Genomic DNA, 20,932 nt, shown 5'->3' with positions numbered 1-20,932 from the left:
TTTTTTTACTTACGAACGTGAGTATCGAGGAACTCGGCGAGCTTTCCATAGGCCTCGAGCTTGTTCTCCGTCTTGCGCAAGCCGTGACCCTCGTCCTCGAACAGCATATACTCGACCACGCCGCCTTTAGCGCGCACGGCCGCGACGATCTGATCGGCCTCCGATTGCGGCACGCGAGGATCATTGGCGCCCTGAATCACAAACAGCGGCGCAACAATCTTGTCCACATGGTTGAGCGGCGACACCTGCTCGAGGAAGGCACGGTCGCGCTCCAAAGAACCGTACTCCGCTTCGCGCAACCCTCGACGATACTTGCCGGTGTTCTCAAGGAACGAAACAAAGTTCGAGATGCCGACGATGTCCACACCGGCGGCGAATAGTTCGGGATACGTCGTCAATCCGGCCAGCACCATGAACCCGCCGTAACTTCCGCCATAGAGAACAATCTTGTCTTTGTCAATGTCCTTGCGCTTGCCCAGCCACTTCGCGGCGTATTCGAGATCCTTCACAGAGTCCATGCGCTTCTCGACGTTGTCAAGCGTCAGGTAAGTCCGGCCAAAACCCGACGACCCGCGGACGTTGGGTTCAGGGATCGCGTAGCCGCGCTGCAGCCAATATTGGAATAGCCCTGAGAGATCGGGGCGCGCCTGCGACTCCGGTCCGCCGTGAATCGCGATGATGACCGGCAACTTGCCCTCGGCATGGGCAGGTTTGTAGAAGAACGCGGTAATCTTCCGTTTGTCAAACGACTCGAACTCGATGACTTCCGGAGCGACAAACAGCGTTTGCGGCACGCCGCCTGTAGCCGTGGCGGTGAGTTGGTTCAAGCGGTCCGTGCGCGGTTCATAGGTCCACACATCAAAGGGCCGCGTCGCCGAGCCAAAGGTAATTCCTATCTTGGCACCGTCCGGCGAGAAGTTCATGTCGCGAATGATGCCCTCCGGGAAACGGTAGGCACCGACCAGTTGGTCTTTTGTGCGATTGCGATAGTTGAACCGCGACAGGCCGTGATCATTCACGGAAAAAGCGTAGCCGGAACCGTCCGGCGCAACCGCCAACAGGTCTATATCCGCTTCAGGCTTCTCGAGCCACGTCCACTGCTTCGTAGCGATATCGTACTCGGCCACACCAACATACTCGCGCTCCCGATTCGTCAACGCGATGATCTTCATGCCGTCGGCGCTGAAGTGCGCGTGACTGTAAAACTCGTCACCGGTGTGTTCCGTCAGCAACGTCGTTGTGTTTGCGGAGCGGTCATAGAGCAGCAGGTCCGCATTGACATTTGAAATGTCGCGCGTGATCAAGAGATAACGATTATCACGCGAATACCGTCCGGCCGAAAGGTGTCCGCCGCCGTCATAAAGCAAGCGCGGCGCAGTCTCGCTCAGGTGGTGCTCGTAAACATCGAAATCAACGCCGTTGCGAACGTTAGTCGCGTAGCAGATAATGTTTCCGTCGCTCGACCAACTTCCGAAACGATAGATACCGTCATCGTCCACGGAGTCAGCGGCAGCATCGGTGATTGATTGGGATTCAGCAGATAGAGTTTGGAACGCTCGTTGCCTCCGCGCGATGCTGCCACGATTAGATGCAGCGGATTGACGGGCGACCACCACGCTCCGTCCACGCCATCCTCTTCAAACGTAACCTGAGTCGTCGGTCCCTGCCGGTCGAATGTCCGCCAGACTTGCGGTTGCCCGCTTGTGTTGGTCATGTAGGCGACCTCGAGACCATCCATGCGAAAAGTCGGTGAACCGGCGGATTGAATGTTGAGGAACTGGGCGAGCGTGAAGTCCTGTGCCAAGGCGGCCAACGGCAGACAGGCGAGGCAGAAGAGTCGTGTCAGTAGGGTCATCGTGTCAGGGGGAGTATGTTGGTTTGCCAGATTCGTGTTATGTGAGTGGTCAATTCCGCGAGGCTGTCGTTATTGGGAACGACAATATCCGACTCGGCGGCTTTGACGTCGGCGGACAGTTGGGCTTGCCACCGCCGCTCGAAATCAGCTTCGGAGAAGCGATTGGCGCTGCGCTTTTGCGCGACGCCATGTTCCGAGATTATGCAGAGGATGAGGTCGAACTCGTGCGCGATCTTCCATTCGTGAATGAGCGCCGCGTCAAATACGACGACTTCCGCGGTACTATGATTCAGGAATTTGCGCCACCGTTCATGAATGCCGGGAAAAGTCAAGGCCGTCAGCCACGCACTTAACTCTGGATCGTCGAACACGCGCGCAGCGATCGCCGCGCGGTCCAGTGATCCGTCGGGGCGAACAATAGTCGCGCCGAGCTTGGCCGTAATTTGAGCAATGACGGAGCGGTCCTCTGTGATGACCTCGCGGCCAAAGACGTCGCCCGACGCCACGTCCGCGCCGAACCCCCGCAATAGCTCGGCGACGGTGGACTTGCCCGCGCCTATCGTGCCGGTGAGACCGACCGCGACTTGTTTCATCGCAACACGGCGAACTTGCCCATGACCTTGTCGCCGTCGGCTTCCACGGAGTAGAGGTATACTCCCGAGGCAACACGGTCGCCATCATCGGTCCGCAGATTCCATGCGGCATGGCCGCTGGCGCCGTCGTGTTCAATCATCTTGAGAAGCACGCCGTTGACCGTGAAAACTCGGATCACCGCTTTGCGCGGCAGCGCGGCGAAGAAGAGGTCTTCAGTTCCCGCGGCTCCGGTGCCTTTATAGGGATTGGGATAGACGTAAACTTGATCGAGATTTGTCGCCGGTTGCGCGATCAGCAGATTGGTCGGCTCAAGTTCTCCTCCGGCGGTGGTCGGCATCGCAGCAATGCTCAGACGCACCTCCAGCCCTATTGCCCCGACTGGGTAACGGCGATCCAGTTCAACTTCGACTTTTGTGCGTTCAGGGTTAAGCGGGTTGACGCTGAGCGCCGTGTACGCGACGTTGTTCAGTCTTGGATCGAAAATCGCGTAGCGGCTCGGCACGACGGCGTCCAGACTCATCGGTTCGGAGAACTCAATCTCTACACGATGTCCGACCGGCGGGTCGGCGAGCCGATGGGCGATGACGAAGGCATCCGTCGGTCGCGGTGCGGGAACGCGAATTATGAAATGACTTTCCGTGACAGGCAGCGGCGTTCCTTGCGCGTCACTCAAATTGCGGGCATGGAGCACATACTCGCCCGGCGCGAACGGATTGTCAAAGACCAGATAGATGCGGCGCACGCCGGCGTCTTCAGCAACGACGGCTGGCATCTCGCCATCGCCTAACCGCCAATTACCCTGCACAAACACTGAGCTGCTCATCGGCTCGCTAAACGTGATTTCCAGCGATCGCGGAGTTGCGAGGACGACGCTGTCTTCCGCAACAGGCGGAGCGTTGGCGGCCATCGTCACGATGTTCGAGAACACGCTTACATCCGACGTATACGAAGTGTCATAGGTCAATACAACGAACCGGTAGAGCGAATCCGTCGGAGCATCTGCCCAGGTGAAGTGCGTGTCCGTCTGCGCGGTCACAAATTCGAAGTTGCCCGTGCGCGCGGCTTGATAGAGTTCATAGTGAAGTGCGCCGGGTACATGCGTCCAATTTAGCGTCAGCACGTGCTGGTCGCGTGGGTGGCCGGAAAGTACCGGCGGAAACGGTGCGTCGGTAGTCGCCAGTGCATTCTCGATTCGCCAGTGCCGTTCACCGTCGGACGCCACCAACTCGGGTACGCCGTTACTGTTGAAGTCCGCCACGGCAATCACGCCAGCTTTCGATGGGAATTCGTACCACAGCGGTGTGAGTCGTCCGGTTGTCTCGGCGCGGCCCACCACGTACAGATCCGGGAATGCCGAGATGACGATTTCGTCGCACTGATCCATGTCCAAATCCACCGACGTCACCGACGCGGGATTGAACGAGACATTTTCATTGCCTAAAATGCTCATGCTGTCCGCGAGAACAAGCTGATTGTCTCCGGTGCATTCAAAGAGGACGAAGTCCCATCCTTGCAACAGGCGCTGGCTCTCCGACGAATAGCCGGCATTCGAACGCGATCCGGCGAACAGCTCCGGCGCACCGTCGCAGTTGAAATCGCCGACGGCCATCCAAGCGGTTGCGTCATTCTGTCGCAATGTTGCCGCCCAGACTTGCTGCATGGTCGAACCGTTCCATTCGCACCAGATAACTTCTCCGTCATAGTCACCGTAGATGATGTCGAGCCGACCGTCACGATCGAGATCCGCAACGACCGTAGTCGGCGTACCGAGTTGATTTAATCCGTCAGTTTCGTTTGGCAAGATTGAACGCAATGTGAGTTCAAAACTCGTACTGACGGAAAACAGCGCGAAGCGCGATCCGTCCTCGGTTGCGATGCGCGCCAGAATGTCGTCGCGGTTCACGGAGCTGTCCACCCGCACGTAACGGCTAACCAGAAACTCCACGGAATCAATGGTACTGTCGAACACGATGTTGTTCGGCACGCCGCAGGCCGTCCCCTGCTCCCACAGCCGTGTTTCGGCAAACCGTCGGCCTGCCATTTCCATTAATCCGTCACCGTCCGCGTCGCCATAAGTCTGCGAGATGTGCGGACCGTAGGTATTCTCGGTTTCGACGAAGTCATCGCCGTTCCATTCATACGGTTCGAGCGTATCCACGAGATTGTTCTGGTCAACGGCAAGCAGCCAAACCTCGCCCAGTCCGTCACAATCATAGTCGCTGACAAAGTCACTGACCAAGCCGTGCGGCAAAGATGTTTCGTAGCGGTTGTAAAGATAGGGCAGGATACTGCTTTGGACGGATGAGTACGGGAAGGGCGCGCTCCGCGCAGTTTCTCCCAATAGGTTGGTGACCTGCAAGACGGCCTGCCATTGACCGGGGTAACGGCTCTGCGAGATGACGGCCACGTGCTCATCTGTGATGTAGCCGAAGTCCTCGCGAATGGAATCGCCGTCGGCATTGGTCATGAGCAGCGTTGCCCGTCCGAATTGATTGCTCCACGCAAGAACCTGCATGCCGTAGCCAGGGCCGTCGAGCACGAGTCGCGTGCGCATGCTGTCAATAGCGGGCGGGCCGTTCTGTACATATACGTGCGCCATGTCAACGGATTGCACGCCGGTGGTGCCCGTGACGGTCAGCCGAATCACGAGGACGGTGTCGGTAGTTGGCGCGGTCATTGAACCGAGCGTGTCACCCTGGACGCGGCGATCACCTGTGGCAATCCCGGTCCACTGCGTTGGATTTTCGCCGAGGCCATAGGCCAAAGCATAATCGGCAAACGACGTGCCTTTGGCATCGCCGACGATTGCGAATGTGCCGCGCACTCCGGCATCGGATCGCGGCGACAGAATCCGCGCTTCGGCTTCCGCGCCGAAGGCCGCATTCTCGACCGCATGTCGTGCATTCACGCGACCGTTGGAGGTTTGCGCATCCCAGCCGTCAGGACGCAAGTCGTCCGCGCTTGAACGCAAGATATCGGCTACGTCAGCGGGCGACAGGGTTGGATTCACCGACAGCATCAGCCCGGCCACTCCGGCGACGATAGGCGCGGCATAACTTGTACCTGAAGGAAACCGCCATAGTCCGCACGAATCGCCGATGATTGTCGAACCGATGTTGACACCTGGCGCCATGAGATCCACGCTGGGACCGCGGTTGGAGAAACTCGCGCGGCGATCAAGACTGTCCGTTGCGCCGACTGAAATCACTTCGGGATAGCCCGAGGGATAGTGGATTCCGTCATTGTTCGCATTGCCTGCCGACGCGACCAGCACGACTCCCGCGGCGTACGCGATCTGCACGACTTCGCGCAGCAGCGGTGACGATACGACGTCACCGAAACTCATGTTGATGATCGCGGCGCCGTTGGCCGCGCCGTAGAGCAGCGCGGCCGCCACGTCGTCTTCTTCGAGCGTGCCGTTGGCGTTACCGGCGCGCAAGGGCATAATGCGGCAATGAAAGCCGACCGACGGGAAACAGGTGACGTTGTCCGAAGCGGCGGCGGCGCACCCGGCGACATAGGTGCCATGTCCCATATCGTCCATGGGATCGTTGTCGCGCACCAAGAAGTCACCGGCGGCCGGCAGACTCGGCGCGTCCACAAAATCCCAGCCGATGACGTCATCCACGAAACCGTTGTGGTCGTCGTCAACGCCATTTTCCTCGATTTCATTGCGATTGCGCCAGATGTTCGCGGCCAGATCAATATGAGTATGGTCAATACCGGTGTCAATAATCCCGATGAGGACCGTCGAATCCCCGCGCGTAATCTCCCAGGCAAGGTCGGCGGAGATCCGCGTCAGCCACCAGGCGTCGGAGAAAAGCGAATCGCGCGGTTCAATCGGCTCGTCAAGCTGTCCAGTATTGTAGCGATTATTGAATGCGACCCACTCAACGGCGTCATCTCTTGACAACTCGGCGGCCAGACTGGTCAGGTCTTCGCCGGCGTCCAGTTCAAGTTTCAAAATACGTTCCAGCGGAAGGGACAACTCAGCGTAAGGCGCAAACGGGAGATCGACCGACCGCGCGCGCACGGCCAGTTCATTGACGCGCGGTGACGCTGTGGTGTATTGTCCGTCCAGCGCGGAGCGGTTCGGCGCCGTGCGCAATTTGAGGAAAAGCTCGCCCGGCGCGTAGTCGGCGCGCGCGATTGTAGCAATGACGAGCAGCAGCGGCAGCAGGAGACGATTCACACGATTCCTTTGGTCGAATGGCAAATTCTAATCGGCATGCGCGAAACTCAGTACACGCACTTGCTGTACGCCCTCGGCCTTGAGCACGCGGGCGCATTCGGACACGGTCGCGCCGGTCGTCACGACGTCGTCCACCAGCACGACGGATTCAGGCACGGCGCCGGCACGATAGCGGAAGGCGTCTTTGACGTTTTCCGCGCGTGTGCGGGCACCTTGACCGCTTTGCGCGGGTGTATTACGCACGCGCTTCAACAAGGGCGTAACGCGCCCGCCGCAGAGCTTCGTCAATTCATGGCAGAGTAGTTCACTTTGATTGAAGGCGCGGTCGCCTTGCCTAAGCCAATGCAGCGGGACGGGTACAAAGATCAAGTCGTCGGAGAGGAAACCTGTCGGGATCGTGCGGACAAGCATCTGCGCCATGCGCGGCGCGAGCGCCGTTTGACCGTCAAATTTCATGGCGTGCACAATCTCGCGCGTCAATCCGCCGTCGCGGTAAGCGAACCCTGAGTGCAGCCAATCCACATGCTTCGGCCGGCGTTCGGCGGGGGTCTTCTCGGCCCGCGGCAATTCGGCCCAACAGGCGTCACAGAACAGCACGTCGGAAGGTTTCAAATCCCGCGCGCAGTAAACACAGTGGGCAGGAAACGCAAACGACCAGAACGACCATTCGCGCAGCGCTCGCAGCGACAAGACGCCGCTACGCATGCCCGCGGGATTTGCGCTTACCGGACTTCCCCAGCGTCAACTGCAGGGCCTGTTCGAGATCGTTCACAAAGTGAAACTTCAGCCGTGCTTTGATGTGCTCGGGCACGTAGAACAGGTCTTTCTCGTTGGCTTTGGGCATAACAATCGTCGTGATCCCTCGCCGGGCCGCGGCGACGATCTTCTCGCGAATCCCGCCGACGGGCAGCACCTGACCGGTCAGCGTGATCTCGCCAGTCATGCACAGGTCATTGCGGACGGGCGTGTTGGACAGCCGTGAGGCGAGCGAGGAGGCCAAGGCGATGCCGGCGCTCGGACCTTCCTTGGGTTGAGCGCCTTCCGGCACGTGGAGATGCACATCGTGGGTGGTGAACATCTCGGGCGCGATGTGCAACGCGGCGGCGTGTGCGCGCATGTAGGACAGCGCGATTTGCGCGGACTCTTTCATGACGTCACCCAGTTGCCCGGTGACTTGCAAGCGCCCGGTGCCGGGCATCGTCGTGGATTCAATGACCAGAATCTCGCCTCCGACGGGCGTCCACGCAAGCCCCAGGGCGACGCCGATCTGCGGGGATTCAGGTAGACCGTCTTCGGCAAACGGCGCGGGTCCAAGATACGTTGCCGCGGATTTGGCGGTGATGGTAACGTTGCGGCGCTTGCCTTCGGCGACATCACGGGCGATTTTGCGGCAGATCGCGGCAATTTTCTGTTCCAACCGACGCACGCCGGCTTCGCGTGTGTAGCCGCGGATAACAGCACGCATACCGTCTTCGGTGATTTTCAGATGAGCGGGCTTGAGGCCGGACTCTTCTACTTGACGGGGCACGAGATAGCGCAGGCCGATCTGAATCTTCTCATCGGTGATATAGCTCGGAATCTCAATGATCTCCATGCGGTCGCGCAGCGGTCCGGGGATTAGTCCGACATCGTTAGCGGTCGTAATAAAAAAGACCGATGAGAGATCGAACTCGACGTCAAGATAGTGATCCGAGAACGAGTTGTTCTGTGCTGGGTCGAGAACTTCAAGCAGTGCGGAGGCCGGATCCCCGCGAAAGTCCATACCGAGCTTGTCAATCTCGTCGAGCATGATTACCGGATTTTTGACGGCGACCCTGCGCAGCGATTGAATGATACGGCCTGGCAGCGCACCGACGTACGTCCGTCGGTGGCCGCGAATCTCTGCTTCGTCACGCACGCCACCGAGGCTCATGCGCACGAACTCGCGATTCATCGAACGGGCGATTGAGCGTCCCAGCGAGGTCTTCCCCACTCCGGGCGGTCCGGCGAAGCACAGAATCGGGCCGCGGTTGTTCTGTTTCAGTTTACGAACTGCGAGGAATTCGAGAATGCGCGTCTTGACCTCAGCCAATCCGTAGTGGTCTTCGTCGAGCTCTTTTTGCGCTTGGACGAGATTCAGTTCGTCAACGGATGCTTTCGTCCACGGCAGGTTGACGAGCCATTCGACGTACGTGCGCGACACGGAATACTCGGCGGACGAGACGGACATGACCCGCATGCGTTCAAGCTCTTTGCGGGCCACATCGGCGGCCTGGGCGGTCAATCCGGCATCGGCGATCTTACGTTCGAACTCCTGAATCTCGGCGCTGGTATCGGCGTCTTCACCAAGTTCACGGCGAATCGCCTTCAACTGTTCCCGGAGGTAGTACTCTTTTTGATTTGATTCGAGCTCTTTTTCGACGATGCCGCGTATCTCGCTGCCGATCTTGAGCAGCTCAAGCTCGCGGGCTAGATGGGTGGCGACGCGAGTGAGGCGCGGCTCCAAATCGTTGGCCTCGAGAATTTCCTGCTTTTCATCGAGGGGCAGGTTCAGATTTGAGGCGACGATGTCCGCCAGCGCACCGGGGTCGGAGATATTATGCACGGCGATCCGTACCTCGTCCGGGAGGGAATGTTCTTCAGCGTATTTGCTGAAGTCGCTGACAACGGTCCGCGCCAGCCCTTCGATGCGCACGGTGCTTTCGCGCGTGATCGGCAGGGGGAGGATCTTGACCTGCAAGTAGGGCTCGGTCTTGAGAATCTCGACTCGTTTGATGCGCACCATCCCCTGTATCAAGACGCGTATCGAATCGTCCGGCATGCGGAACATCTTCATGATATGGGCCGCAGTGCCGATTGTATAGAACTGATCCTCCGGTTTGTCCGACCGCGGCGCATGGGCCCGCGAAAAGCAGGCGACGACGCGATGGCTTGACAGGGCATCGTTGATCATGGTGATCATGGCGGGCGTAGAGATAGCCAGCGGCACGATGGTATTCGGGAAAATCAGGACGTCGTTCAGGAGCAGGGCCGGGCAGGCCTCGGGAATGCGGATCTGGCCGTCCGGAGCGATAGATCCTGACTGCGGGGGGGCAGCGACTTCAGGCTCGCTCATGACCACTCCTCGGGGAAGCGGGCGCGCGGACAAGAAGCGGCCCACTGTTGGCCGTTCCACGGGATAACAAGTTTCAATACTCCTAATTCAAATGTGATGTTGGCCTGCCGCACATCCACGCCTTTGGGCAGCGAGATCACCCGCAGGAAATGGCCGCGGGCAATTTCGACGTGATAAAATTCGCTGCGGCCCGTGACATCAATGTCGCGCCGCACTCCGCTTATCCGGACTTGATCTGACGTAATTTCAAGCTGTGTGTCGTCCGGCTGGATTCCGGGAAGGTGGATTTCCAGAACCACGGCATCCTCGGTCCCGACAACGTCTATCGCCGGCACCCATTGGGTCGGTTCGCTCCACGGCAGAGGCCGACTTCCCTGCTCAATTCGGATGTACTCGAGTCGAAACGAACCGCCAGACTCGTCATTGTTTTGCGCGGATAGAACACGTAGCGGGGAGTGGGTCATTGTCGCTCCAGCACCGCCGGGCGGGCACACTACCCGGCAAGATTTGAAAATTCTAAACTTAGATACAAAATCCGCAACTTCGTAATATACCCAATCGGCTGCTAAAGGTCAAGTAATATATCAGCTTAGGGTTTCGAGTTGCGTTCACGGGATTGTGAGCGTACATTATGTTCTTGTACACATATTCGCATGAAAATTGTTGACCCGCAAAAAGGATGAAAATCGCGTGAAGCTGCGACTGATGGTGCTTATTTGGCTGGTTGCCTGCCCGATGGCATACGGGCAAACGTATGACACGTTGCGTGTGGCCACTTACAACCTGTTGAATTATCCGGGCACAAATTCGGCTGCCCGCAACCCCGAGTTTCGGAAAATTCTGCACGCCATTGATGCAGACGTGTTGATTGTGCAGGAGATGCAGTCGAGCGCCGGAGTTAGCGAGTTTCTCAATCAAGTGCTGAATTTCGGTCAGCCCGGCACTTATGCCAACGCGCCGTTTCAAAACGGGCCGGACACGGACAACGCATTCTACTACAAGACTTCCAAGGTCTCGTTTCAATCACAACTTGTACTCACGACCGCTCTGCGCGACATCAACGGGTATATCGTGCGCCCGGCGGGAGTCTCTGCTGATTCCCTGGATTTCCGCATATACTCAGCGCATTTGCGGGCGAGCCAAGGGAACGAGTCGCTTCGGGAAGCCGAGGCCATCATCGTGCGGGACCATCTCAATGCGCTGGGCTCAGGTCACTATATTGTCGGCGGCGATTTCAATCTGTATACGAGCACCGAACCTGCATACCAGCAGTTCATCGGAAGTCAAGCGGACAATGACGGCCGCTTGTATGATGTCCTGAATCGCCCGGGAAGTTGGAACAATTCCGGCTCGTTTGCCGATATTCATACACAGTCACCGCGACTGACTGACTTGGGGGACGGCGGCTCGACCGGTGGCATGGATGATCGCTTCGACTTCCTGCTGCCGACGTTTCCGTTTCAAACCTTGCCGAGCTGGCAGGTCCTCCCGGCAAGCTACACTGAATTCGGCAACGACGGCGCGCACTTTCAGCAATCAATCAACAACGGTACCAACTTCGCGGTTCCGGACAGCATCGCCGACGCGTTGCATGTCAGCTCCGATCACCTGCCAGTCTTTTTTGATATGGTGCGGCAGATTTCCGCCTCCGCCACAGTTGTGCTCAACACACCGAACGGCGGTCAGAATTATGGCGAAGGCGACTCGGTGAACGTGACGTGGAGCACCACCAACTATACCGGCACGGTGAGCATCGCTCTGAGTCGGGCTGGTCTCGGCGGCCCGTTCACTAGCTTTGCCACGACCACCGCGAATGACGGGCAACTCTGGTGGATTGCGTCTGTCCCCGCGACCACGCAGGCGCGGATTCAAGTCACGCTGGATGGAGTGCCGTCGGTTAGCGATCTATCCAATGCAGACTTTACGATATTTGACCGGGATATTTCGATTTTCACGCCTGCGCCGAACGACTCGTTCACTATCGGAAACAGCGTGGACATACAGTGGACCGCATTGGATGGCAGCGGCACAGTGCGCATTGAGCTTAGCCGGTCACCGTCTTCTCCAACTTGGGAATTGATCACCGCGAGTACGCCAAACTCGGGCTTCTATGGCTGGCTATCCAGCGGCACGGTGACCGATTCGGCGCGGATCCGCATTCTGATGACGACTGCGCCAACCGTCGGCGACACTTCCGGATTGTTCAAACTCAAAACCAACTCGAGCAACGCGCCGCCAACGCTCACACACAATCCGCTTTGCGATGCCGTTCCCGGCTCGGTGAGCTTCTTCTGCAAGATTAGCGACACCGGTGCCTACAGCACACCGAAGTTATTCTGGAGCGCCGATCACTTCGCAACCACAGACAGCGTCACGCTGAGTTTGGTGACCACAAATCGGTACTCGACTACCCGGACGTTCGCCACAGGTTATTACGAATATGTCTTGCGGGTTGTGGATATCGGCGGACTGGCAGCGCAGACCGACACGCTGGGGTTTGCGGTGCAGTCTGCCTGCCCAACTCAAATTGCCTATGACGATGGAACGGCCGAGAGCTACCAATGGTCGCCCGACAGCGGACTGACTTGGGCGCTGAAGTGTACCCCTCCTGCTTCGCCGTTCGTATTATGTGCGGCTGAGGTGGCGCTCTCAGCCCGTAAGCCCGACTCAACGCACCATTTTGTCACGGTGATGATTCTCGCGGCCAACGGTCCCGGGGGAACCCCGGGCGATACACTTGGTGAGTTTCTTTCGGGCGTGCTTCCTAATTTAGCTTCGGGCAACGCCGGTTCGACCCCGGCCTGGGGACGATATGTCCTTCAAGAGGAAGCTGGAAACGCCATCGTGGTGGCCGGCGACTTCTACCTCGGTGTGCGAGGCCGTTCAACGGCGTTCGGGCTGGATTTTTCAAATGGGGATGACAGTCGCTCGTTCCTCTGGGAGTCCTGTGAAGGGGCGTGGTTGGCGGAAGACGGAATCAATTCCAATACCTCGCTGGGGAAGCGGATGTTCCGGGTCGAGGGCTATGCGCTGGTGCCTCCCGTGCTCGTGATCGCCTCTGAGGGTAGCGATGCCGTATTGCGCTGGACCAATACAGGTGCCCCTCAATACGAGATTTACCGGGCGACTTCACTTGACGGACCCTTCGTGACCCCTGTTGCAACCACGTCGGACACGGTTTGGACGGATACGGGCATCATGGGGTCGTTGTCCCAAGCGTTTTACTTGGTCCGCTCGGCGACACCCTAAGGACTTGAATTTGGCCGGAATAATTCCTTAATTGGCTGAAGTTGCGAATAACGAGGCCCTCATTAGGGGGAGATCAGAATGCGATTTGGCTGGGTCGAAATACTCTTGATTGCTGTCATTGTTTTGCTTTTGTTTGGCGGCAAGAAGATTCCTGAGCTTATGAAAGGCTTGGGGCGCGGGGCACGTGAATTCAAAGAAGGCCTGCGGGGCGATGACAACGAGTCGAAGAACCCTTAAGGGTTTGGAATTCGGGTCATTAAGCCTTGACAAGTTGGTATTTTGTGGTTATATTACCTATAACTAATATAGTGAGGTATTATGACCGGTTCGAACGGTAAGTTCTATTCTTCAAAGGACGTCTGCGAGACGCTGCAGATCTCCAAGTCCACGTTGTTCAAGTGGGAACGCGAGGGGCTCATCACCAAGGTTCGGCGTGACTGGCGAGGGTGGCGTTTATATGACGAGCGCAACCTCGAAGAAATCCGCCAGAACATCGAAAAGCAGAAGGCCTCGGAGACGAAGCCTCGTTCGTCGTATGTCCTTGTGGTGGACGACGATGCGATGATCTTACAGGTTATGTCTGATCTGCTTCAAGCAGCGGGCTACGCCGTGCTCACCGCTGGAACGGGTGAAGAGGCGGTGGCGATGCACATGGAGAAACAGCCCGCGCTGACCTTTCTTGATGTGAAGCTGCGTGGTAGAAGCGGCATTGACGTCTTTCGCGAGATCAAGGCTGTGGATCCCGGATCGGTGATCGTCATCCTGACGGGCTACCCCAAGATCGAAGACACCGTCCAGGTGATCAAGGAGGGGGCTTACAATTATCTCACGAAGCCGATCAAGAGCGAAGAGCTTCTGGAGATGGTGGCCGAGGTGATCGGCCCCTAATTCTGCTGTCCGCTGACGTTTGTTTGCACCTTCGCCCCGCGGCTCTCCAGCTTCGGGGTCGTTTTTTCCGAACCTCCGGAAACTTGCAGTGGTCCGGGCGAGTTTCCTAAAGCAGGGTCCCGCAGTTTTGTCCCCCGGAGAGTACCATGGTTCGTCCCCTCATATTGCTTTGTCTTGTGCTGCTGTCGGCGGCTGCCGCGATAGCGCAGGGCTTTGGCAAGAATAAAGTCCAATATGTTGATTTCGATTGGAGATATATCCAGTCGGAGCATTTTGACGTGTACTATGCTGACGGGCAGGAGCGCATTGCGGAGTTCACGGCGGAGACGGCCGAACGGGCGCTGAAGCTGGTGGAATCGAGTTGGGACTACACGCTTGAGGGCCGCATCAAGTTTATCATCTACGCGTCCCACAACCGATTTCAGCAAACCAATGTCTCGCTTTCGATCCAGGAAGAATCGCTCGGTGGTTTCACGGAGTTTCTGAAGAACCGTGTCGTTCTGCCGTACACCGGCAACTACGAAGCGTTTCGGCATGTGATTCACCATGAATTGACGCATGCCGTGAACATGCGGCTCTTTTACGGCACGGGCTTTCAGAGCATTTTGATCGGAGTGGCGACGTCGGATGTACCGTTGTGGTTTACAGAAGGATTGGCGGAATACGAATCGCGCGGCGGCTGGGATGTCGAGGCCGACATGTTCATGCGCGATGCCACGATCACCGGGTACCTCCCCCCCATTGACTATCTGGGCGGCTACTTTGCCTACAAAGGCGGGCAGTCGGTGTTCTACTATCTTGACCGCCGCTACGGAAAAGAAAAGGTCGGCGAACTGGTCAATAAGGTGAAGTCGTCACGCGAGGCACCGCGCTCGATCAAGAGCGCAACGGGCCTCGAGATGGAGGACTTTAATCGTGCCTGGCAAAGCTGGCTGCGCAAGATCTACTGGCCGGGCGTCGTGAACTACGAAACGCCCGACGATTTCGCTGAACGGCTGACGAATCATCGCGACACGCATAACTACGTCAACAACGGCGGCGCGATTTCGCCGGACGGGCAGCGCGTGGCCTTTTTGTCGGACCGCGCCGATTACTTTGACGTATGGTTACAGGAGATCGAGAGCGGCAAGTCGCATCGGATTCTGCGCGGCGAGCGGAGCGGCGATTTCGAGCAACTGAAGTGGTTAGACGCCCGCATGTCCTGGTCGCCGGACGGCGAATCAATCGTTTTCGCATCGAAGGCCGGCGCGCTTGATGCCATCAATGTCCTGAACGTGGACAAGCGCGACATTGTCAAACGTTTCCGTCCCAATCTCGAGGGCATTTTTAATCCGGTGTACTCACCCGACGGTTCGAAGATTGCGTTTATCGGGTTGAAGTCGGGGCAGTCCGACGTATACTACTATGAGACCGCCACGGAAACGTTGGTGCAGGTGACGGACGACATATTCAGTGACGACGATCCGGCCTGGAGCGCAGACGGAAGTTTGCTTTACTTCGCGTCGGACCGCAAGGATTCGCTGCGCGTCGCGGGGTACGACGCTTCGTTTGACATGTGGGATTTTGACTACCGCACGATGGACATCTTCCGCGTGCGGCCCGGCGCTGACGCCTGTGAGCGAATGACCAGCGGCGAGTTCTCCGAGAAGAACCCGACGCTTTCCCCGGACGGCCGTTATCTGATCTACGTCTCTGACGTCAGCGGTATTTCGAACATATACCGCCTGGACTTGAGCACCCGAGAGACAATTGCGATCACGAACGCGTTGACGGGCTGTTTTCAGCCGAGCTACTCAGTGAAGTCCAATCGTCTGGTCTTCACGTCGTTCTATGAAGGCGGCTACGATGTTTATCTGTTGAAATCGCCGGACCAACTGCCCGCCAAGACTCCGATTGCCACGGCCTTTCGCCAGCATGGCACACCGGAAGCGCCCGAAGCGGACGGCGAGCAGGCGAACAGTAACACTGAATCGCTGGAGTATAAGGACAACACTCGCGAGTTTGCGCGCTATGTTTTCGCGGACGGCATCGGTCAAGCTCTGGACGGCGCAGATCGCGCCCCGGCGGACACGGCGAATACGCGCAAGGCGGGCGGCGGCTTCTTCAGCAAGAAGTACCGCGTGAAATTCACGCCGGACTACGTTTATGCGACGGCGGCCTACAGCTCATTTTTCGGTGCGCAAGGGACCGGACAGATCCTGTTCAGCGATGTCATGGGTAACCAGCTCATCGTATTGAACACGGATTTATACTACGATTTCAACAATCTCGATAATTCGAACTTCTCGGCCCAATACTACTACCTGCCCAATCGCATCAACTACGGGGCGGGGTTGTACCGCTACGTATATTATCTCGATGCGGGCAACGTGCGCGATCAAACGCTGCAGTTGCAATTGGACATGAGCTATCCGTTCTCGAAATACACGCGCACGGAGCTGATCGTAAGCGGGTACGGGATTGACCGCGCTGAGTGGATGCCGGACAACGGGGGCTATTACGATTACCGCAAGACGGCGCGGCGCCGCATTTTGCTGCCTGAACTGGGCTATGTGCATGACACGGTCGTCTGGGGCAGCACGGGACCGGTGAATGGCACACGCTATCGCGTATCCACCTCATATAGTCCCAATTTGCAGAGCGGTCGCGGCGATAACGAGGTGTGGAGCTCGGAATTTTACACTGCCAAAGCGGACGTGCGGCAATACTTCCGGATGGGCCGCGACTACTCGTGGGCATCGCGCCTGACGGGAGGATTGAGCGGCGGTCCGGAGCCGCAGCGGTTTTTCATGGGCGGTGTGTCGAACTGGATCAACCGCCGCTTCGAGAACGACGAAATCCCGACGGATGAGATCAACGACTTCTATTTTTCGTCGTTTGTTACGCCATTCCGCGGCGGTGATTACTTTGAGAAGCGCGGCACCGGCAATCGCTACTTCCTGACGAATCAGGAATTTCGTTTCCCGGTCGTGCGCTATCTGCAAATGGGATGGCCTTTGCCGTTGACATTGGTGGATGTGCGCGGCGCGTTATTCGCGGATGTCGGCGCGGCGTGGTTCGACGACGCGTTTCGGTTGACTTCCGTGGATGCAAGCGGCACCCGCCGCCTGCACGATTTGCAATCAGCGTATGGATTCGGCTGGCGCTCGAATCTTGGCTTCCTGCTCCTGCGCTGGGACGTGGCGTGGTCCACGGACGGTGTGGATACGTCGAAGCCACGCTATTTTTTCTCCCTTGGTGCGGAGTATTAATCCATGACAAAGATCGTGGCGGATGCTGCCAATGTCGCACTATCACCGTTGCAGGAATTTGGACGCAAGCTGCTGGTCTCAGTCGCGGAGGTCGGTCGGTTTGGCCTATTGATGGGCCGGACGTTCGGCGAAATGGGCGCGATATTCAGGCGTGGTTCTACCTTTATCAAGGAGTGCGTACGTCTCGGTGTTGACAGTCTGCCGTTGGTACTGACAGTCGGCACGTTCACCGGCGCGGTCACCGGATGGCAGCTTCAGTACCAACTTGAAGGGTATCTGCCCTACGAGATGATCGGACCGGGCGTCTTCAAGTCCATTGTGCTCGAAATGGGTCCTGTCTTAACTGGATTGGTTATTGCGGGTCGAGTCGCTGCTTCAATTGCCGCAGAACTCGGGACGATGAAGGTCACCGAGCAGATAGACGCGCTTGAATCCATGGCGATCTCGAGCACGCGGTTCCTCGCCGTACCCCGCATTGCCGCGATGACTTTGATGATGCCTGTGCTGGTTGTGCAGGCGAATTTTGTCGGAATAGTCGGTGCGTGGCTGGTGTGCACGGTTTTCCTGAACATGACGTCTCAGCAGTTTTTCGGACTGATACCGAGCTTTTTCTACGTATACGATATCTTTGCGGGTCTTCTGAAATCGTTGTTTTTCGGTTTGAGCTGCTCCATGATCGGCTGCTACGTCGGGTTTAACACAACCGGGGGCGCCGAGGGCGTGGGCACGGCGACAATTCAGGCGTTTGTGTGGAGCTCGTTGTCCGTGCTCATTCTCGATTTTGTCTTAGCCATGATGCTCTTCTAATGATTGAATCGCACGGTATTCGCAAGAATTTTGGTACGAAAGAGGTCTTGCGCGGCGTTGATCTGACGATTCCGACGGGAGAGTCCATCGTGATCATTGGTCAATCGGGCTGCGGCAAGTCGGTATTCCTGAAGCACCTTGTTGGCCTGCTCAACCCCGACGCCGGCGAGATATTTGTGGACGGCGACCGCATTTCCAACGCGAAGCGGATGGACGTGTACCGCATTCGCATGAAGTTTGGCGTCCTGTTTCAAAGCGCGGCCTTGTTCGACTCGATGTCGGTATCCGAGAATATTCGCTTGGGGTTGCTCGAGCACACCAAGATGACGCGCGGCGAGATGGACAAACGCGTTGCTGAGTGCCTCGCAATGGTCAGCCTGTCCGGGACAGAGAAGCTCTACCCATCCGAGCTCTCCGGCGGTATGCGCAAGCGTATTGGCCTGGCGCGGGCGATTGTGCTGAAGCCGCAGTATATTCTTTACGACGAACCGACGACCGGTTTGGATCCGATCACAGCGGAATCCATCAACGATCTGATCATACAGCTCAACCAGGAGCTCAAGGTCACTTCGGTGACGGTGACGCATGACATGGTATCGGCCTTCAAGATCGCTGACAGAATTGTCATGCTGCATTTGGGTCAAGTCATTTTTTCGGGTACGGTTGCCGACGTGGTTAACTCAGAAGTGGATATGGTGCGGCGCTTCATTTCCGGCGAGTCCGAGGACAAAGCCGTCGTCACGCACTACTAAGATAAGTCGGCACGAAATAGAAAGCCCCGCGAGAGTCTCGCGGGGCTTTTCTTTTATCATAAAGCGGCTTAATGCCGTCGCGTTATTCGCGAAATGCCAGACGGGCCAACGGCATAGATGATGTCCGCGGAATTTGCCGACGCATCGAATAACGAGTCGGATACGGTGGTAGATCCGCTATTTTGCCAAATTTCGAGTGCTCCGAGAGCGTCACCGGTAAGGCTGTTAAATAGAACACTGCCATCGCGGAGCACGACCGGGTCCGTCGCCGGCGCAACGATTGGAATCGTCAACATTGGTCCGGTCATCGTACTCAGCAGCAGGCGGGGCGGCGTCGCCAGTCCCTGCGAATCGGCAATGACCTCCGTTACGACAAGATCGGTGTCAGGCCGAGTCGCGAAGCGGGCAATGTGATCGAGAATCAATGCCGGCACGAAATTTCGTGTGTCGCGCACAATCAGTTGACCGCCGCTGGATGCGGCAACGGGTAGCAGGTGCGCAAGCAGAGCGCCGTTGTCAAATATCTGCGGGGCAATGCCTTGTTGAACGCGGCGCGCCTTTTCAAGGTTTGGTAGGAAAATTTGCCAGATCCCGGCTTCAGAGTCTACTTCAGCCGGTCCCGCGCAGTACAGATAGGACTCGGCAGCGACATAGGCCGGGGCCGAACCTTGATCCCACACTTCAGCAAGCGAGCCACCGTCGCTGCTGACCACGATGCCGCCGCTCCCCGGCGCACCGGGATACGAAAATGCAAAGAAATTTTCACCGGACGCCGACCAAGAATAGTCCGCTCGCGCGGTCAGTCCTTCCGGTGTAATGCGCGTCTCATGGCCGTCGCTCCAGAGAAACAGTCCAGCGCCCTCCCGCAGAAAGAGAAAAGCCGAGTCGTCCGGTGAAATGACGGGGTGCGATCCGCCTGCGACCACGAACTCGATCTCCCAATGTGACTCATTGCGCGGCGGCGGAGTGCTATCGTCGCAGCCGATCAACGCGCACAGGGCACATAGCGAAAGGAGTCTACTCATGGTGCAGCGCTGTTATCGGATTGACACGCGCGGCGCGAATCGCCGGATACAAGCCGGAGAGAATCGTGACTAGGCCGATCATCGCTGCGGCCACAAACATCGTCTTCTCGGATAGGATCGGCGGCGCAACTCCTTCGGGCAGTGTCACAGAGTTGAGCAGCTCGATCAGCCCCCATCCGACGAACATACCGCCAATGCCGGCGATGACCGTGATGATGAGACACTCGAAGAAGAACTGTTTGACGATGTCCAGCGCTTTCGCGCCGATCGCTCGGCGGATACCGATTTCCCGCGTGCGTTCGACGACGGACACCAGCATAATGTTCATGACTCCCAGGCCGCCAATCATCAGCGTGATGGCACCAATGGCGACCATGAGGGCATTGATCGCCTCAAATACCTTGGCCGTCTCCATCGCGTCCTTGTGAGTATCCCAGAGGCTAAGCGCTTCCGGGTCGTCAGGCTCAAACTTGTGCACTTTGGCGACGATGTTCTTGAACTCTTTGACGGCCAATTCGTGCTGATCCACGTCATGCGGAGCGAGAATGACGTTGCCGAACCAGTAGCGGTCATACAGGGCCAGTTGCGTGGTGTATGGAATCCAGACGACGTCGTTGTCGGGACCGTAATAGGAGGAACCTTGCTTCTTGGCGGATTTCCAACCGACGATCAGGAATTCTCGGCCGCCAACGAGCACGCGTTCATGCAATGGATCGGACTCTTCGCCAAACAACTTTTTGCGCACTTCATCGCCGATGACGCAGACTCGCCGCGCATCTTTGATGTCCCGGTGCGAAATCCAGCGTCCGTGGTCGGGGATGACGTTGCGCAGGCCTCCGTAGTTCTCGCCGACTCCCGCAAGTCTTGTATTGAACAGCCGCGGCCCGGCGCGCATTTCCGTGCTCCACGCTGAGACTTCGGGCGAGAAGTCAAAGAGCTGCGCTTTGGCTTCGAGCGCTTGCACGGTCTTTTCGTCAAACCGGACGACTTCGCCCTTGCGCGCCGATCCGTTGGCGATGCTCTTGCGGCCGCCCCAGACAATGACTACGTCTTTACCCAGGGAGCGGATGCCCTTAAGGGAGTCCTCAGAGAAGCCTGTGGCGAGGCCGGACAGCAGCATCACAGATGCGATACCCCAAGTGATACCGAACATCGTCAACGCGCTACGCAGCTTGTTTACGCTAAGCGTATTGAAGACTTGCCGAAACAGCTCGAAGAACGTCAT

The 20,932-nt window shown here is 57.7% G+C and carries 15 protein-coding genes; 6 read left to right on the top strand and 9 right to left on the bottom strand.

Annotation, left to right across the window (positions count from 1 at the left end):
* Window positions 1-5: 5 nt before the first annotated feature.
* From IPH10_02515 to IPH10_02485, 7 genes are read right to left on the bottom strand one after another with little or no spacing between them, the layout of a single operon-like run.
* Entirely contained in the window at window positions 6-1,499 is a 1,494-nt protein-coding gene (locus IPH10_02515; GenBank protein ID MBK6909800.1) for a S9 family peptidase, read from the bottom strand.
* Entirely contained in the window at window positions 1,385-1,855 is a 471-nt protein-coding gene (locus IPH10_02510; GenBank protein MBK6909799.1) for a hypothetical protein, read from the bottom strand. Before IPH10_02510 ends, IPH10_02515 begins: the two co-directional genes overlap by 115 nt.
* Window positions 1,852-2,448 carry a dephospho-CoA kinase gene (gene coaE / locus IPH10_02505; protein MBK6909798.1) on the bottom strand — a complete coding sequence of 199 codons (597 nt, stop codon included), beginning with the start codon at window positions 2,446-2,448 and terminating at the stop codon, window positions 1,852-1,854. The genes IPH10_02510 and coaE overlap by 4 nt, the downstream gene beginning before the upstream one ends.
* On the bottom strand, window positions 2,445-6,641 hold the full coding sequence (locus IPH10_02500) for a S8 family serine peptidase (GenBank protein ID MBK6909797.1): 4,197 nt from the start codon (window positions 6,639-6,641) through the stop codon (window positions 2,445-2,447). Before IPH10_02500 ends, coaE begins: the two co-directional genes overlap by 4 nt.
* Window positions 6,642-6,668: 27 nt before the next feature.
* A complete protein-coding gene (locus tag IPH10_02495; protein MBK6909796.1) occupies window positions 6,669-7,346 on the bottom strand; it encodes a ComF family protein in 678 nt (225 codons plus the stop codon).
* The gene (gene lon, locus IPH10_02490) at window positions 7,339-9,735 is read right to left on the bottom strand and encodes an endopeptidase La (GenBank protein ID MBK6909795.1); all 2,397 of its coding nucleotides are present in this window, start codon (window positions 9,733-9,735) and stop codon (window positions 7,339-7,341) included. The genes IPH10_02495 and lon overlap by 8 nt, the downstream gene beginning before the upstream one ends.
* Entirely contained in the window at window positions 9,732-10,199 is a 468-nt protein-coding gene (locus IPH10_02485; protein ID MBK6909794.1) for an Hsp20/alpha crystallin family protein, read from the bottom strand. Before IPH10_02485 ends, lon begins: the two co-directional genes overlap by 4 nt.
* Window positions 10,200-10,425: 226 nt before the next feature.
* Here IPH10_02485 and IPH10_02480 point away from each other — a divergent pair, with 226 nt between their 5' ends.
* The 6 genes from IPH10_02480 (at window position 10,426) to IPH10_02455 (ending at window position 18,682) form a co-directional block, all read left to right on the top strand.
* Complete coding sequence (locus IPH10_02480) at window positions 10,426-12,984, top strand: endonuclease/exonuclease/phosphatase family protein (GenBank protein ID MBK6909793.1); 2,559 nt, start codon at window positions 10,426-10,428, stop codon at window positions 12,982-12,984.
* Window positions 12,985-13,062: 78 nt separating this feature from the next.
* The gene (locus tag IPH10_02475; protein ID MBK6909792.1) at window positions 13,063-13,221 is read left to right on the top strand and encodes a twin-arginine translocase TatA/TatE family subunit; all 159 of its coding nucleotides are present in this window, start codon (window positions 13,063-13,065) and stop codon (window positions 13,219-13,221) included.
* A gap of 81 nt (window positions 13,222-13,302) precedes the next feature.
* Window positions 13,303-13,872 carry a response regulator gene (locus IPH10_02470; GenBank protein MBK6909791.1) on the top strand — a complete coding sequence of 190 codons (570 nt, stop codon included), beginning with the start codon at window positions 13,303-13,305 and terminating at the stop codon, window positions 13,870-13,872.
* A gap of 146 nt (window positions 13,873-14,018) precedes the next feature.
* A complete protein-coding gene (locus IPH10_02465) occupies window positions 14,019-17,123 on the top strand; it encodes a PD40 domain-containing protein (GenBank protein ID MBK6909790.1) in 3,105 nt (1,034 codons plus the stop codon).
* 132 nt (window positions 17,124-17,255) lie between these two features.
* Window positions 17,256-17,930, top strand: coding sequence for an ABC transporter permease (locus IPH10_02460; GenBank protein MBK6909789.1), 675 nt, complete (start codon window positions 17,256-17,258; stop codon window positions 17,928-17,930).
* Entirely contained in the window at window positions 17,930-18,682 is a 753-nt protein-coding gene (locus IPH10_02455; protein ID MBK6909788.1) for an ABC transporter ATP-binding protein, read from the top strand. The genes IPH10_02460 and IPH10_02455 overlap by 1 nt, the downstream gene beginning before the upstream one ends.
* A 68-nt stretch (window positions 18,683-18,750) precedes the next feature.
* On the opposite strand, the gene IPH10_02450 is transcribed toward IPH10_02455, so the two are convergent.
* Together IPH10_02450 and IPH10_02445 are read right to left on the bottom strand one after the other, a co-directional pair.
* Complete coding sequence (locus IPH10_02450) at window positions 18,751-19,707, bottom strand: hypothetical protein (GenBank protein MBK6909787.1); 957 nt, start codon at window positions 19,705-19,707, stop codon at window positions 18,751-18,753.
* Window positions 19,700-20,932, bottom strand: coding sequence for an ABC transporter permease (locus tag IPH10_02445; GenBank protein ID MBK6909786.1), 1,233 nt, complete (start codon window positions 20,930-20,932; stop codon window positions 19,700-19,702). The genes IPH10_02450 and IPH10_02445 overlap by 8 nt, the downstream gene beginning before the upstream one ends.

The organism is bacterium (genome assembly GCA_016702305.1).
Lineage (GTDB): Bacteria > Electryoneota > RPQS01 > RPQS01 > RPQS01 > JABWCQ01.
The sequence above is the reverse complement of the archived record's forward strand: the minus strand, read 5'-3'. Positions and strand labels throughout refer to the sequence as shown.